The sequence below is a fragment of the Arthrobacter sp. AL05 genome (assembly GCF_029960715.1).
Classification (GTDB): domain Bacteria; phylum Actinomycetota; class Actinomycetes; order Actinomycetales; family Micrococcaceae; genus Arthrobacter.
Genome location: NZ_JASBRC010000004.1, coordinates 327,710 through 341,865, shown reverse-complemented (window position 1 = coordinate 341,865; position 14,156 = coordinate 327,710). Strand labels below are relative to the sequence as shown.

Here is a 14,156-nt window from a genome sequence, read left to right as displayed (position 1 = left end):
CCCCATCAGGTCCCGGCCGGCGTCGGGGGCCCGGCCGCTAGTCGCCCTGTCGCTCCGTGAGCAGGTTCTGCTTGCGTCTGCGCAGGACAAAAAATGCCCCGAAGGCAAAGGCCTGGGTGACCACCACGAGCACGATCGCACCGGCAATCTTGTCCCCGCCCAGGATCATGGTCAGCCCCACGACAGCGGACAGCAGCGCGAGCAGCGGGAGCAGCATGTAGCCGAGGACAAAAAGGAGTTCGGGTTTCGTCAGCATCGCTTAGGCCTCCGTCCGGCGCCACACGTTGATGCGGTAGCGGGCGCCGTTTCCGGCGGTCTCCCAGCCGTCGGCCGGCAGGCTTCCGTCCAAGGTCCAGTCGTACCCAAGCTCGGGGGCGAAGGTGTCGCCCTCCGTGCTGGCGTCGATTGTGGTGATAACGGCGACATCGGCGAGGTCCATGGACTGGGCGTAGATGTTGCCGCCGCCGACAATCCAGACCATGTTGTTGCCCGGTGCGAACTGGGACTCAAGGAGTGCATCGTCCAGTGAGGCGACGGCGGTGGCGCCCGCCGCGGACGGAGTTTCGCCCCAGCCGCGCTGGCGGGTGATAACAATATTGGTCCGCCCGGGCAGCGGGCGGTACTTGTCCGGAAAGGATTCCCATGTCTTCCGGCCCATGATGACGGGGTGGCCTGTCGTGAGCCGGGTGAAGTGTGCCATGTCCTCGGGCAGGCGCCACGGCATTCCGCCGTCCTGGCCGATGACACCGGTACTGGTTTGGGCCCACACCACGCCGAGCCCGGTGAGGGCTGCCAGCCTGGTGGAAAAATCCGCGGGCTGCGCGGTCTGTATATTGTCGTCGCTCATACGGCTATCGGGGCCTTAATCGTCGGGTGGTGCCGGTATCCGACCACTTCGAAATCATCGAGGGTGTAGTCGAAGATGGACTCCGGCTTACGGGCGAACGCCAGCTGCGGGTAGTCATAGGGCGTGCGGGTGAGCTGCTTGAGAACCTGGTCCATGTGGTTGTCGTAAACGTGGACGTCGCCGCCGGTCCAGACAAATTCGCCCGGTTCCAGGCCAGTCTGCTGGGCGATCATGCAGGTGAGCAGGGCATACGAGGCGATGTTAAACGGCACACCCAAAAAGGTGTCCGCGGAACGCTGGTAGAGCTGGCAGGAGAGTTTGCCGTCGGCCACATAGAACTGGAAGAACGCGTGGCACGGCGGGAGAGCCATGTCTTTGAGCTCGGCGACGTTCCAGGCGGAGACGATGTGCCGGCGCGAGTCCGGGTCGGTTTTGAGGTTCGCGATTAGTTCGGCGATCTGGTCGATGTGGCCGCCGTCGGGAGTCGGCCAGGAGCGCCACTGGACGCCGTAGACCGGTCCGAGTTCGCCGTCGGCGTCGGCCCATTCGTTCCAGATGGTGACACCCTGGTCCTGCATCCACTTCACATTCGTGTCCCCGCGGAGGAACCACAGCAGCTCGACCGCGACGGACTTGAAGTGCACTCGTTTGGTGGTGACCAGGGGGAAGCTTTTGCTCAGATCGAAGCGCATCTGGCGGCCGAACACACTCAAGGTGCCGGTGCCGGTCCGGTCGGATTTGTGCGTGCCGTGTTCGATGACATCGCGCAGCAAGTCTTCATAGGGTGTTGGGATGCTCACGTTCCCAGTCTACTGAGAAGTCGCCGCAGGTCCTTATCCATCGTGCCGGCATTACCGGCGGCAGGTCACACGGCTTAGTCGTCGAAGGGCCTGAACCGCTCGACGGCGACCACTTTGTCCCCGCTGTGGTGCGCCACATGGCACACCACAATCTCGCCGGGGGCCAGGAACGGTTCCTCCTCCGGGAGCTGGGCGCGCAACCGGGAACCCATGTGCTTTCCGAGCTGGGCGAACACGGTAGGCAGCGCCGGGCGGTGGGTGCACAGCGCCACGGCCCGCTGTTTGTCAAAGAGGTCTTCGACGGCGGCGGCAGTCTTGTGCGGATGGCGGCCGTGACGGTGTTCCGTAAGGGCTTCATTAAGCTTTACTTTCGCATCCGAAGCCTTGGCGTACGGGGCGATGGTGGCCACACACCTCAACCACGGACTTGAAACTATCCGCAGTGGTTTCCATGCCTGCAGGAGCCGGCCCACCGCCTGCGCCTGCCGCATCCCGGTGGCGGCCAGCGGCCTGTCCCCTTCGGCTTTGGACCATGAGGAGCGCGGTTTGGCCTTGGCGTGGCGCACCACCAGCAGCGGCCAGGTCTTCAGCTCACCCCGGGAATGGGCGCCCGCCAGGTGCTCAAGCGGGGCGATGTCGCTCGGGTTGCTCAGCAGCGTCGCTGCCTTCTCCGGCGAGCACCACATCACGCTGTCCACTTCCTTGCCGTCCGGCCGGAGCGGGGCGCCGTCGACGTCGACGGCCCAATAATGGACCACCTTCAGCCCGGCGGGGACGTGATAGTGGATGGCGGGCAAGGGGATGCCCAGCGGCGCCGTCAGCCCGATTTCCTCCTCGACCTCCCGGGCTGCACATTCGGGTACGGTCTCGCCCGGGTCGATCTTGCCTTTGGGCCAGGACCAGTCGTCATAGCGCGGGCGGTGGATCAGCAGGACCTGAAGCTGGCCTTTGTCACCCGGGGTGACGCGCCAGGGCAGGGCGCCCGCCGCCACCACGGCAATTGCTTCGCCGGGATGGTCGCTCTGGTCGGCAACCGGTGCATCGCTACTCAATGCCAGAGCCCCTACCGCAGCCCGGAGGTGCGCTGCCGCGAGCGGGAATTGAGCAGCCAGGACTGAATGTCGCCGAGGTCCTGACCGTCTTCGGCGAGATGGTGGCGGGTCCACTCCGCCTGGTTGTTGAGGTGCCAGCTGGCGGTGCCAGGATCCATGTAGCGGCGCAGCAGATCCATCACGTATGTTGTGTCGTCCCCGCTGGTTAGCTGAACCAGGGCCTCGACGCGGCGGTCAAGGTTCCGGTGCATCATGTCCGCTGAACCGATGTAGACCACCGGATCCCCGCCGTTTGCGAAGGCGAAAACGCGGGAGTGCTCCAGGAAGCGGCCCAGCACGGACCGGACAGTGATGTTCTCGCTCAGCCCGGGCACCCCCGGCCGCAGCGAGCATATGCCGCGGACGATGATGTCCACCGGGACCCCGGCCTGGGACGCCCGGTAGAGGGAATCAATGATTGCTTCGTCCACGATCGAGTTGACCTTGATCTGGACCCGGGCGGCGAGGCCCGCGCGGGCGTTGCGGATCTCTGTTTCGATCCGGTCGATGAGTCCTGAACGGACCGAGCGCGGTGCCACCAGAAGCCGCTTGAACGTCGATTTCGGAGCGTAGCCGGAGAGCTGGTTGAAGAGCTTGGAGAGGTCCTCGCCTACCTGCTCATTGGCGGTGAGGAGACCGAGGTCCTCGTAGTAGCGGGCCGTGCGGGGATGGTAATTGCCGGTGCCGATGTGGCAATACCGGCGGAGTCCGTCCACTTCCTGGCGCACCACGAGTGACAGCTTGCAGTGCGTCTTGAGCCCCACGATGCCGTAAACCACGTGGACACCGGCCTGCTCGAGCTTCCGGGCCCACGAGATGTTGGCCTGCTCGTCGAAGCGGGCCTTGATCTCGACCAGGGCCAGCACCTGCTTGCCTGCCTCGGCGGCATCGATCAGGGCGTCAACGATCGGGGAGTCGCCCGAGGTGCGGTAGAGGGTCTGTTTGATGGCCTGGACCTTGGGGTCCGACGCCGCCTGTTCCAGGAACGCCTGCACCGAGGTGGAGAACGAGTCGTAGGGGTGGTGCAGCAGGATGTCACGGCGCCGCATGGCCGCAAAGACATTCGCCGCCTTGGACGTTTCCGATTCGTTAAGGTACCGGGAGGTGTGCGGGACATGCTTGGGATAGTGCAGGTCAGCCCGATCTATTCCGGCGATGACCGAGAGGCCCCGGAGATCCAAGGGGGCCGGAACCGAATAGACCTCGGATTCCTCGACGCCCAGTTCGCGGATCAGCAACGCACGGATGTTCGGGTTGATGTCGGTGGTGACTTCGAGCCGGACCGGCGGGCCGAAGCGGCGGCGCAGCAGTTCTTTCTCGAGGGCCTGCAGCAGGTTTTCGGCGTCGTCCTCTTCGACCTCGACGTCTTCGTTTCGGGTGACGCGGAAGGTGTGGTGTTCGAGCACCTCCATGCCGGCAAAGAGCTGGTCCAGATGGACGGCGATGACTTCCTCGAGAGCGATGAAGCGTGCCACCCGGCCCGGCACCGAGCCGGCGCGCGGTCCGTCAATCGAGATCAGCCGGGGGAGCTGGTCCGGGACCTTGAGGCGGGCGAAGAGCTCCTTGTCGCTGACCGGGTTGCGGACCACGACGGCGAGGTTCAGGGAAAGTCCGGAAATGTAGGGGAAGGGGTGGGCCGGGTCCACGGCCAGCGGGGTCAGGATCGGGAAGACCTTCTCCGCGAACATGGCGCTGAGCTGGTCCTTGGCCTGGGAGTCGAGCTCATCCCAGTGCATCAGGTGGATGTGCTCGTAGGCCAGGGCCGGGCGGATCTGCTCGGCATAGACATTGGCGTGGCGCTGCTGCAGCCTGTGGGCCTCGTCGCCGATCTGCTCGAGGACCTGCATTGGGCTGAGGCCGGCGGGAGACGGGACGGCGAGCCCGGTGGCGATCCTGCGCTTCAGCCCGGCGACGCGGACCATAAAGAACTCATCCAGGTTGGACGCGAAGATGGAGAGGAAGCTGACGCGTTCCAGCAGGTGGAGGTTGGGGTCTTCGGCGAGTTCCAGGACGCGGGCGTTGAAAGAGAGCCAGCTCAGCTCGCGGTCCAGGAAGCGGTCGGGGCTGAAATCACCCTCCGGCTCCAGATTTGGCGCAAATTCAGGAATGTCGATCCGGTCTTGGGTGGCACGTGAGGCAGGCACTTCGGAGGAACCGAACCGGGCACGCGCCGGCCGCACTTTTTTCTCCGACGTGGCGCCCTCGGACGTGGCCGTCCGGGCAGATTCCCGTTGCATGGTCTCTCCTATTGCTGGCGCGATTTGCTTCAACCTTACAAGCATTCACCGCGCGGTCAGCTTTCGAGGAGCCCAGATTTCCACGGGGTGAACGCGTGATGTCCGCCGATTGGATTACCGCCCTTGAAGCGGCGCGTACATCACGTCGACGTCCCAGCGGGTGAAGCCCAGGCGCCGGTACAAGGAGACGGCAGGAACGTTGTCCGCGTCGACGTAGAGCATCACTGCGTGCAGGCCCTGACGCTGCAGATATCCGATGCCGGCGACTGTCAGTGCCTTGCCCAGCCCGGTGCCCTGCGCACCGGGTGCCACGCCCACCACGTAGACCTCGCCGATAGCGGGGTGGTCGCCGTGCCGCGGGTGCACCTTGGTCCAGTGGAAGCCGAGAATCCGGTCCGAGGAATCGACGGCCAGCAGGAAACCGGCCGGATCGAACCACTGTTCTGCCATCCTCGCGTCGAGATCTGCCCGCGTCATGTTTCCCTGCTCAGGATGGTGCGCGAAAGCGGCCCGGTTCGCGGCGAGCCAGCGGTCCTCATCCCGCGCCGGGACGAAGGCACGAAGGCTTACACCGTCCGGCAGGGGAATCGCGGGCAGTTCCGCGGCCGTGCTGGTGAGGCGCATCTTCCACAGTTCCCGGACCGGTCCGTAACCGTAGCGTGCGGCGAGGTCGGCAGCGGCTTCGTGGTTGCCATGGGACCAGGCCTTCAGGCCAGCAAAGCCGCGGGTGCTCCGGAGTTCGCCGACCAGCCGGTCCGCCACGCCTTGGTTGCGGTAGCTGGGGTGGACGGCGATTTCCAGCACACCGGTGCCGTCCGGTTCCTCGATGACGACGGCGATCCCGGCGAGATCCTGTGCCGTCGCCGGGTCGGACCCGTCATCGGGGCTGTACAGGGCGAGTGTCCGGGCCGTTGTGGTGCCGACGCTCCCACCGGTGTCCGCGGCACGCAGCGTCAGGAGGGTCTGTTCGGACAGCGGCGGATTGCCGTCGGATTCCTCCGCGGCGGCCGCGAGTGCCGTGACGTCCTTCAGGAGCTGCGGATCCGCAGCTCCTTTGGCGGCGAGGACGGGCCAGGTTTCAGGATGCGCAGGACTCATGGTGCAAGGCTATACGGTGGCGCCGGGCAGGGCGGATTTTGTCGATCCGGGAACTTCTACGTATAGTCGTTAAGTCATCCGGTGCCTGGTCGGGAAGTATTCCCGGTTCGGTCAGCGCAGATGCGAGGGGGATCCACCACTGGGGTGGCCTCGATACGTTCGACCCGTATGTCCTCCACTGGTTAGCAGAAAGCCCCGGACTGATGTCCGGGGCTTTCTGCGTCTGCGCTGGTGCGTCCTTGGGCTGCCGCAGGCGCTGGCTGTCGGCGCTGCCGGGTCAGGCCCCGGTGAGTTCTTCCTCCGGGTGCCGGACCAGGGTCAGGCGGTAGCCGACGTTGCGGACCGTGCTGATCAGGTTCTCGTGGTCGGCGCCGAGCTTCGCCCGCAGCCGCCGGACGTGGACGTCCACGGTGCGGGTACCGCCGTAGTAGTCGTAGCCCCAGACCTCGGTCAGCAGTTGCTGGCGGGTGAAGACCCGGCCGGGGTGCTGGGCCAGGTATTTGAGCAGTTCAAATTCCTTGAATGTCAGGTTCAGCGGAGCGCCGTTGACGCGGGCCGTGTAGCTGGCCTCATCGATCACGACGCCGGCGGCCCGGATTTCGGCGGGGGCATCGTCCTTGTCAGGGACGGCCCGGGCGATGCCGAGGCGGATGCGGGCTTCGACTTCTGCGGGCCCGGCCGACTCGAGAACGATGTCATCGACGGCCCAGGCAGAGGAGACGGCGGCCATGCCGCCCTCGGTCAGTATCAACATCAGCGGGGCGCTCAGGCCGGTGGCCTTGAGCAGTTGGGTCAGGGAGCGCGCGCCGACGAGATCTTTGCGGGCGTCGAGGAGGACGATGTCGCAAGGGTCCGTCTCCAGGAGGGCTGTCGGCTCGGCGGGGAGAATGTGGACCCGGTGGTTCAGTAATTCCAGCGCAGGCAGGACGTCCACCGATGAGCCGGTGCTGTTCGTCAGTAGCAGGATGTGCGACATGTTTCCTCCAAGGGGTGTCCGCGCATCGTTGGGCGTCTGTAGCTGAGTTCGAGTATACCCAAACGCACCTTTCCGGACATGCTTTCGTCACCTTCGTCCGGTTCATTTGCGACACAAAACGGTCGTATAAGGCAGGATTGATCCGTCGGGCCCGCAGCCCGGTGACGTTGATCAGCTCGATTGGGGGTCCGCAGGTGAGCGAAAGTACGACCACGACCGGGAAGACGATCGGAAGACGGATGACGGATATAAAGATGTCGGGTGAGCAGTGAAAACCTGGATCATCGGCGTTATCGGCTTGGCCGGACTCGCCGCGATAGTCGGCGCATCGTACATCTCGGCGGCGGCGCTGCTGGCCGTGGCAGTGATCGCCGCCGCCGCCGTCGGAGTCGGCTGGCCGCATTTCCTGGGCATCCCGGCCAAAAAGACCCTTGCCGTCCTGATCGGGTTGCCCGGCGCCGGCGCCGCCGTTGCCGCGACGTACCTTCCCGGCCCGGGTTTCCTTGACTGGACGCCATCGTTTATGGCGGCCGGGGTGATGGCGGTCTTTGTGATGCAGCTGATCCGCGGGACCGGCCAGGCGCAGCGCCTGGAGTCCACGCTCGGTTCCAGCGCCGGTGTTTTGCTCTCCTGCCTGGGCGCAGGCTGGATCGCGTGCTCCCGATTCAACGGCGTCCGTGAAATGCTCCTGGTCGCGGCAATCAGCGCTGCGATTGCCCTGCTGGCCGGCCTGATCCGCTGGCCGGACAGGGTTGTGGCGCCGCTGGGCATCGTCGGTGCAGGGCTGGCCGGGCCGCTCGCGGGCCTCGTCTTTTCCGACATCGCGGTGCTGCCGGCCGCGGTCGTTGGGGTGGTGGTGGGCGCCGTGCTGATGAGTTTCCGCCGCCTGGTGATCCTTCGCGGCGAATCTCTCAGCTTTGCGGCGGCCCTCGGAATGGGGCTGGGCCCGGTCTCCGCCGTCGGTTCGCTGGCTTACTTCATAGACAAACTACTCATCTACTAACGCGCTAGGATGGCATCATGTCCGTACTTGCATTTGAAATCTTCTTCCTTGTACTGCTCGGCGTTGCCAGCGTGGCCATGGCGTGGTTCGCCGGCTTTGTTGTGTACCGCCTCTTCAAGGGCCAGAAGTAGACACCAGAACCACTAGCCGTCTTCGTTTCCAGGGGTAGCTGCTGTGCCGATTGAAATACCGACCGATCTGACACCCGAAATCGTTCCGCTGTCCTGGCTCATAGGTGAGTGGGAGGGTGAGGGCAGGCTGGGCGCCGGGGAAGAGGATTCCGAGCACTTCCGGCAACACGTGTCCTTCACCCACAACGGCCTGCCGTACCTGCAGTACCGGGCCGAGAGCTGGCTGACCGACGCCACCGGCACCACCTTGCGTCCGCTCACTGTCGAAACCGGGTTTTGGGCCCTGGAACGCAAACAGCGCGAGGAGGATGGCGGCCCCGGGCTGATCCCGGCGGACATCGTTCCCGTGCTCAAGAGCGCCGACGAAGTCGAGGCCCTGCGCAACAACGACGGCGGCTTCGATATCTCGGTCTCGATCTCCCATCCCGGCGGGATTTCCGAGTTGTATTACGGCCAAATTAAGGGCCCGCAGATCCAGCTCAGCACCGACATGGTGATGCGCGGCAGCCACTCCAAGGAGTACACCGCCGCGACCCGGATCTTTGGCCTGGTGGAAGGCAACCTGCTGTGGCGCTGGGACGTGGCCTCGGGCAAGGGATCTGCGGGGGGAAGCGGCCTGGCGGCGCACGCATCCGCCATCCTGCACAAAGCGAGCTGATCGGCGGCGCACGGTGCCTGCCGGCGGAAAAGCCCGGCTTTGATCTCTCACTGAAAGTCAGTTGTCCGGAACGACCGCAGGGAGCATCACAGTGAATGCCATACCCAAAACAACTGCCGATTTCAGCGACCTGAAGGCCGTGTATTTCAACGGCACCCTCAAGAGGTCCCCCGAGACCTCCAACACGCAGGGCCTGATTGACGTCAGCCGCGCCATCATGGAAAAACACGGCGTCAGCACCCGGGTCATCCGGACGGTGGACCACGACATCGCCAGCGGCGTCTATCCGGACATGCGCGAGCATGGCTGGCAGACCGATGAGTGGCCGGAACTGTATCCGGCCGTCCGGGACGCGGACATTGTGGTGCTGGCCGGACCCATCTGGCTCGGCGACAACTCCTCGCAGACGAAGAAGTTGATTGAGCGGCTCTACGCGCACTCGGGCGAGCTGAACGAGCAGGGCCAGTGGGCGTTCTACCCCAAGGTCGGCGGTTGCCTCATCACCGGAAACGAGGATGGGATCAAGCATTGCGCCATGAACGTCCTCTACAGCCTCCAGCACGTCGGCTTCACCATCCCGCCGCAGGCCGACGCCGGCTGGATAGGTGCCGTGGGACCGGGTCCGAGCTACCTTGACGAAGGCTCCGGCGGTCCGGAAAGTGACTTCACCAACCGCAACACCACCTTCATGACCTGGAACCTGCTGCATCTGGCACGGATCCTCAAGGATGCAGGCGGCATTCCTGCCTACGGGAACCTGCCCGAGGCCTGGAAGGCCGGCACCAGGTTTGACTTCGAAAATCCGGAATACCGCTAAGCGTTGAGGACTTCTACTACATATGACTACCAAAAACCCCCTGTTGGAGCGGCCCGGCGCCGTCGAGGCCGTCGGGGCTGATGCCGGCGTCGCCTCCCACTACGGCGAACCGCTGCGCGAACAGCGGGCCCTGGCTGCCGGGACCGCCCTTGTGGATCTGTCCCACCGCGGCGTCGTCACCGTTGCCGGGCCGGACCGGCTGAGCTGGCTTAACACGCTCTCCTCCCAGCAGCTGACCACCCTTGGGCCGGGGCAGTCCAGTGAACTGCTGCTGCTCAGCGTGCAGGGCCGGATCGAATTCGACGCACGGGTCGTGGACGACGGTGCCACGACCTGGCTTGTTGTCGAGGCGGCCGAGGCCGCGCCGCTGGCCGAGTGGCTGAACAAAATGAAGTTTATGCTCCGGGTCGAGATCATCGACGCATCCGCGGACTGGGCCGTGCTGGGTACCACCCGCCGGGTACCTGAGTTCTCCGGCCTGCTGGTCTGGGAAGACCCGTGGCCCCATGTCGGGGCCGGCGGCTACTCGTACGCGGTGGTGGGGGAGGATTCCCACCCGGGGCTCGAACGGCCGTGGTTCGAGTACCTCGTCCCGGCCGGGGAACTTGAAGCCACCGTCGGGGCACGCCCGCTCGCGGGGGTCTGGGCGGCCGAAGCGCTGCGCATCGCGGCGTGGCGGCCCCGCTGGGGCGCCGAAACCGACGACCGGACCATCCCGCACGAACTCGACCTGCTCCGCACCGCCGTGCACCTGAACAAAGGCTGCTACAAGGGCCAGGAAACAGTGGCCCGGGTGCATAACCTGGGCCACCCGCCGCGCCGGCTGGTGTTCCTGCAGCTCGACGGATCACAGCACACCATGCCCGCCGTCGGCAGCGAAGTCCGCGCCGGTGAGCGCAAGGTGGGCACCGTCACCTCCGTAGCCCAGCACTATGAAATGGGGCCGGTGGCCCTGGCAGTGGTCAAACGCTCGGTCTCGCCGGAGGACGTGCTGACAGTACTTGACGGCGAAGAGCCCTACACCGCGGCGCAGGAACTTATTGTGGCTCCCGACGCCGGACAGGTTGTAGGACGGCAGACCGGTTTCCTGCGGGGGACTCGATGACTGAGGGAAGCTCCGTGCCTGACGAAGAGACCCTGGCGCTGGCACACAGACTTTTTGACGCTGCCCGGCAGGGTGACTCCGCCACTCTTGGCAGCTACCTCGCCGCCGGGGCCCCGGCGGGCTTAACGAACACGGCGGGGGATTCCTTGCTGATGCTTGCGGCATACCACGGCCACGCCGACGCCGTCCGGCTCATCCTGGCGCACGGCGGAGACGCGAACACCGCCAACGACCGAGGCCAGACGCCGCTGGCAGGGGCCGTGTTCAAGGGCTACACGGAGGTGTCCCGGGTGCTGGTCGACGCCGGGGCGGACCCCGACGCCGGGACGCCATCGGCCCGGGCGGCCGCGCAAATGTTCGAGCGCAACGACATCCTGGCGCTGCTGGGCTGATCCGGTTCCCGGGATTCCCAACACTGTTGCGCCCGTATACTCCATGTGGAATAGTCGTGCTGGAATAGTGTTTCGGGCTCACCGGCCGCCATTACCAAAGGACCCCGCACCATGCCTCGAGCCACGCCGCTGACACCATTGGGCGTTGCCGCACTCTCCCTGCTCGCAGAAGAACCGATGCATCCCTACGAGATGTACCAGCTCCTGGTCGCCCGGCATGAGGACCGTTTGGTCAAGGTCCGTCCGGGAACGCTTTATCACGCAGTCGGGCGGCTTGAAGAGCAGGGGCTGGTGGCCGCGACCGGAACCGACCGTGAAGGCAACCGCCCGGAACGCACCACCTACGAGATTTCCGGGGCGGGCCGGGAGGCTTTGACCCTGCGGCTGCAGGACATGCTCGCTACTCCCGTCAATGAATATCCGTCCTTCCCGATGGCCGTCTCGGAGGCGTACAACCTGCGTGCCGGCGTCGTGATCGAACTGCTCGACCGGCGCCTTATCGGGCTCCGGGAGCAGCTCGACTTCCTCTCCGCCGCGCAAGAACGGGTCCGGGCGCAGCAGGTCGACCGCAAGTACTGGATCGACATGGAGTACCAGCAGGTCATGCTGCGCGCAGAGACCGGCTGGATCCGGAGCCTCCAGCAGGAGCTCGGAACCGGCCAGCTGACCTGGTAGCCACCCCCGGCTCCGCGTTCGACGAATAATTTCAGACATCCCCAGGCATCACCACCAGCACTAAGGAACCACATGGAAACTGTAGCCAGGCCGTGGCCGGCACTCTGGTCCCTCGTTATCGGGTTCTTTATGATCCTGATCGACACCACCATCGTCTCGGTGGCCAACCCCCGCATTATGGAAGGCCTGAACGCGGACATCAACTCGGTAATCTGGGTGACCAGCGCCTACCTGCTCGCCTACGCGGTGCCGCTGCTGATCACCGGCCGGCTGGGCGACCGCTTCGGCCCCAAGAAGCTCTACCTGACCGGCCTGGTCGTCTTCACGCTGGCCTCCCTTTGGTGCGGTCTCTCCGGCGACGTCCAGATGCTGATCGTGGCCCGGGTGTTCCAGGGCTTCGGCGCCGCACTCATGACACCCCAGACCATGGCGGTGATCACCCGGATCTTCGCACCGGACCGGCGGGGTGCCGCGATGGGCGTCTGGGGCGCCACCGCAGGCATCGCGACCCTCGTCGGCCCGATCCTCGGCGGCGTCCTCGTCGACGGCCTGGGCTGGGAATGGATCTTCTTTATTAACGTTCCGGTTGGCATCGTCGGGTTTGTCCTGGCCGTGCGGTACGTGCCGGCCCTGAGCACCCACCCGCACAAGTTCGACATCCCCGGTGTAGTGCTCAGCGCCGTCGGATTGTTCCTGCTGGTATTCGGCATCCAGGAAGGTGAGACGTACGACTGGGGGACCATCACCGGGCCGATTACGGTATGGGGCCTAATCATCTCGGGAATCGCCGTCCTGGTGGTCTTCGTTTGGTGGCAAAAGATCAACAAGGGCGAGCCGCTGCTGCCGCTGTCCCTCTTCAAGGACCGGAACTTCTCGCTCGCGAACATCAGCATCACCACCGTCGGCTTTACCGTCACGGCCTTCACCCTGCCGCTGATCTTCTACTACCAGATTGTCCGCGGGCTGACGCCCACCCAGTCTGCCCTGATGATGGTTCCGATGGCCGTGATCGCTGGTGGCCTGGCACCCGTCGTCGGGAAGATTATCGACAGGGTCAATCCGAAGTACATCACCGCCACAAGCCTGGTTCTGATGTCCGTGGCGCTGTTCTGGAATTCCTCCCTGATGCACCCGGACACGCCGATCTGGCTGTTCCTGCTGCCGAGCGCTGTGCTGGGCTTCGCTAACGCCGGAATCTGGGCGCCCCTTAGTTCGACCGCCACCCGAAACCTGCAGCCCCGCCAGGCCGGTGCCGGTTCCGGGGTCTACAACACCACCCGGCAGATTGGGGCCGTCCTCGGCAGCGCTGCCATTGCAGTGCTCATTCAGTCCCGCCTGGCATCGGAGCTGCCGGCAGCTCCCGCCGGCGCCAGCCCGATGGCATTTGGCGGCACCCTGCCTGAGGCCCTGCGCGAGGGATTCTCGACGGCGATGGGCCAGTCCATTATGCTTCCCGCTGCCGTGATTCTGCTCGGCGCGGCGGTGGCGCTGTTCTTCGCGAAGCCCCAGCCGGTTCAGGGCTGGGGCAGGCCCGCAACCGCTCCGGCGGGGGCTTCGTCAGATGAGCAGGCGCCGGCAAAGCAGCGCTAACGCTCCAACCCCGGCGGCTTCCGGATCAGCCCAGCAGCACGCTGGTCTGGATGCCGCCGGCGGCCAGGCCCAGGCTGCGGGCGATGGCCAGTGCGCCCTTGTTGCTGACCTCGGCACACCATTGCAGCGTCAGCCCTGAGGCGAGTGCCTCATGAGCCGCGATGGAGGCCGCCAGTGATCCCAGCCCCCGGCGGCGCCAGTCCGGGGCGACCAGCACCCCCATCTGGGCCAGGATGCCTTCCCACTCGGTGTAGGCACCGCAGGCCACCGGGGTCTTGCGGCCGTCTTCCACATGCATGATGGTGAAACGGTGCTCAAGGTCCGCGAGGCCTACTTCGTTGACGTCATCCGGCGGGCAGGCGGATTCCAGCTCGACAGCTTCCGGGCTGCCCGGCGAGACGGTGAGCTCCTCAGCGGGTTGTTGCAGGGGCAGATCATCTGCGAAAAAAAGTGCCGTGGCGCCGAGACCGTGGCCTCCGTGCTCCCGGGTGAGGGCGAGCAGCGTGCCGTGTTGCGCCAGCTCCCCGTCGGTTAGCCCCCTGGCGGCGTCCAGCGCCCATTGTGGTCCCACGAATGCAGAATTGCCGAACAGCCGGACAAACCGGACGGCGCGGGCCGAGTCGTCTGCCCGCGTGATGCGTTCGCCCGCCGCAGCGGCAAACGCGCCGTCGTCCAGACCGAGGGAACGGGCCCACGCGAGCTGGATGATGTCGACGGAACCGGGCTCAAGTGTCAT

General features: G+C 65.5%; 15 protein-coding genes. 7 read left to right on the top strand and 8 right to left on the bottom strand.

Features of this window, described 5'->3' with window-relative positions; translation table 11 throughout:
• Window positions 1–37: 37 nt before the first annotated feature.
• From QK287_RS07975 to QK287_RS07945, 7 genes are all read right to left on the bottom strand, one after another.
• On the bottom strand, window positions 38–256 hold the full coding sequence (locus QK287_RS07975) for an NF038396 family protein (protein ID WP_226774790.1): 219 nt from the start codon (window positions 254–256) through the stop codon (window positions 38–40).
• 3 nt (window positions 257–259) lie between these two features.
• The gene (locus QK287_RS07970; protein WP_226774789.1) at window positions 260–847 is read right to left on the bottom strand and encodes a dihydrofolate reductase; all 588 of its coding nucleotides are present in this window, start codon (window positions 845–847) and stop codon (window positions 260–262) included.
• Window positions 844–1,647: a thymidylate synthase gene (locus QK287_RS07965; RefSeq protein WP_226774788.1), complete on the bottom strand. Its 804-nt coding sequence runs from the start codon at window positions 1,645–1,647 to the stop codon at window positions 844–846. Before QK287_RS07965 ends, QK287_RS07970 begins: the two co-directional genes overlap by 4 nt.
• Window positions 1,648–1,721: 74 nt before the next feature.
• Window positions 1,722–2,699, bottom strand: a complete 978-nt coding sequence (locus QK287_RS07960; RefSeq protein ID WP_226774787.1) for an NUDIX hydrolase — start codon at window positions 2,697–2,699, stop codon at window positions 1,722–1,724.
• Between the two features lie 11 nt (window positions 2,700–2,710).
• Window positions 2,711–4,975, bottom strand: coding sequence for an RNA degradosome polyphosphate kinase (locus QK287_RS07955; protein WP_226774786.1), 2,265 nt, complete (start codon window positions 4,973–4,975; stop codon window positions 2,711–2,713).
• 114 nt (window positions 4,976–5,089) lie between these two features.
• Window positions 5,090–6,073, bottom strand: coding sequence for a mycothiol synthase (gene mshD / locus QK287_RS07950; RefSeq protein ID WP_282359767.1), 984 nt, complete (start codon window positions 6,071–6,073; stop codon window positions 5,090–5,092).
• A 277-nt stretch (window positions 6,074–6,350) separates the two neighbouring features.
• Window positions 6,351–7,049, bottom strand: a complete 699-nt coding sequence (locus QK287_RS07945) for a response regulator transcription factor (protein ID WP_282359766.1) — start codon at window positions 7,047–7,049, stop codon at window positions 6,351–6,353.
• Window positions 7,050–7,317: 268 nt separating this feature from the next.
• On the opposite strand from QK287_RS07945, the gene QK287_RS07940 reads away from it, so the two are divergent.
• The 7 genes from QK287_RS07940 to QK287_RS07910 all read left to right on the top strand — a co-directional run bounded on the left by QK287_RS07940 (window position 7,318) and on the right by QK287_RS07910 (window position 13,420).
• Window positions 7,318–8,052: a permease gene (locus QK287_RS07940; RefSeq protein WP_282359765.1), complete on the top strand. Its 735-nt coding sequence runs from the start codon at window positions 7,318–7,320 to the stop codon at window positions 8,050–8,052.
• A 174-nt stretch (window positions 8,053–8,226) separates the two neighbouring features.
• Window positions 8,227–8,841 (top strand): FABP family protein, encoded by a 615-nt coding sequence (locus QK287_RS07935; protein ID WP_282359763.1) that lies wholly within the window; start codon window positions 8,227–8,229, stop codon window positions 8,839–8,841.
• A 91-nt stretch (window positions 8,842–8,932) separates the two neighbouring features.
• Window positions 8,933–9,658 (top strand): flavodoxin family protein, encoded by a 726-nt coding sequence (locus tag QK287_RS07930; RefSeq protein ID WP_226774781.1) that lies wholly within the window; start codon window positions 8,933–8,935, stop codon window positions 9,656–9,658.
• 22 nt (window positions 9,659–9,680) lie between these two features.
• Window positions 9,681–10,763 carry a folate-binding protein gene (locus tag QK287_RS07925; RefSeq protein WP_226774780.1) on the top strand — a complete coding sequence of 361 codons (1,083 nt, stop codon included), beginning with the start codon at window positions 9,681–9,683 and terminating at the stop codon, window positions 10,761–10,763.
• Entirely contained in the window at window positions 10,760–11,155 is a 396-nt protein-coding gene (locus tag QK287_RS07920) for an ankyrin repeat domain-containing protein (RefSeq protein ID WP_226774779.1), read from the top strand. Before QK287_RS07925 ends, QK287_RS07920 begins: the two co-directional genes overlap by 4 nt.
• A gap of 111 nt (window positions 11,156–11,266) precedes the next feature.
• Window positions 11,267–11,830 (top strand): PadR family transcriptional regulator, encoded by a 564-nt coding sequence (locus QK287_RS07915; protein WP_226774778.1) that lies wholly within the window; start codon window positions 11,267–11,269, stop codon window positions 11,828–11,830.
• Window positions 11,831–11,902: 72 nt separating this feature from the next.
• The gene (locus QK287_RS07910; protein ID WP_226774777.1) at window positions 11,903–13,420 is read left to right on the top strand and encodes a DHA2 family efflux MFS transporter permease subunit; all 1,518 of its coding nucleotides are present in this window, start codon (window positions 11,903–11,905) and stop codon (window positions 13,418–13,420) included.
• Between the two features lie 25 nt (window positions 13,421–13,445).
• Here the strand turns inward: QK287_RS07910 and QK287_RS07905 are convergent, their stop codons facing one another.
• On the bottom strand, window positions 13,446–14,156 hold the full coding sequence (locus tag QK287_RS07905; protein ID WP_282359761.1) for a GNAT family N-acetyltransferase: 711 nt from the start codon (window positions 14,154–14,156) through the stop codon (window positions 13,446–13,448).

What these genes read in the sequence shown, in the direction of transcription:
- QK287_RS07975 (WP_226774790.1), bottom strand. Translation starts at nt 256, where the DNA reads ATGCTGACGAAACCCGAACTCCTTTTTGTCCTCGGCTACATGCTGCTC.
- QK287_RS07970 (WP_226774789.1), bottom strand. Translation starts at nt 847, where the DNA reads ATGAGCGACGACAATATACAGACCGCGCAGCCCGCGGATTTTTCCACC.
- QK287_RS07955 (WP_226774786.1), bottom strand. Translation starts at nt 4,975, where the DNA reads ATGCAACGGGAATCTGCCCGGACGGCCACGTCCGAGGGCGCCACGTCG.
- mshD (WP_282359767.1), bottom strand. Translation starts at nt 6,073, where the DNA reads ATGAGTCCTGCGCATCCTGAAACCTGGCCCGTCCTCGCCGCCAAAGGA.
- QK287_RS07945 (WP_282359766.1), bottom strand. Translation starts at nt 7,049, where the DNA reads ATGTCGCACATCCTGCTACTGACGAACAGCACCGGCTCATCGGTGGAC.
- QK287_RS07925 (WP_226774780.1), top strand. Translation starts at nt 9,681, where the DNA reads ATGACTACCAAAAACCCCCTGTTGGAGCGGCCCGGCGCCGTCGAGGCC.
- QK287_RS07920 (WP_226774779.1), top strand. Translation starts at nt 10,760, where the DNA reads ATGACTGAGGGAAGCTCCGTGCCTGACGAAGAGACCCTGGCGCTGGCA.
- QK287_RS07915 (WP_226774778.1), top strand. Translation starts at nt 11,267, where the DNA reads ATGCCTCGAGCCACGCCGCTGACACCATTGGGCGTTGCCGCACTCTCC.
- QK287_RS07910 (WP_226774777.1), top strand. Translation starts at nt 11,903, where the DNA reads ATGGAAACTGTAGCCAGGCCGTGGCCGGCACTCTGGTCCCTCGTTATC.
- QK287_RS07905 (WP_282359761.1), bottom strand. Translation starts at nt 14,156, where the DNA reads ATGACACTTGAGCCCGGTTCCGTCGACATCATCCAGCTCGCGTGGGCC.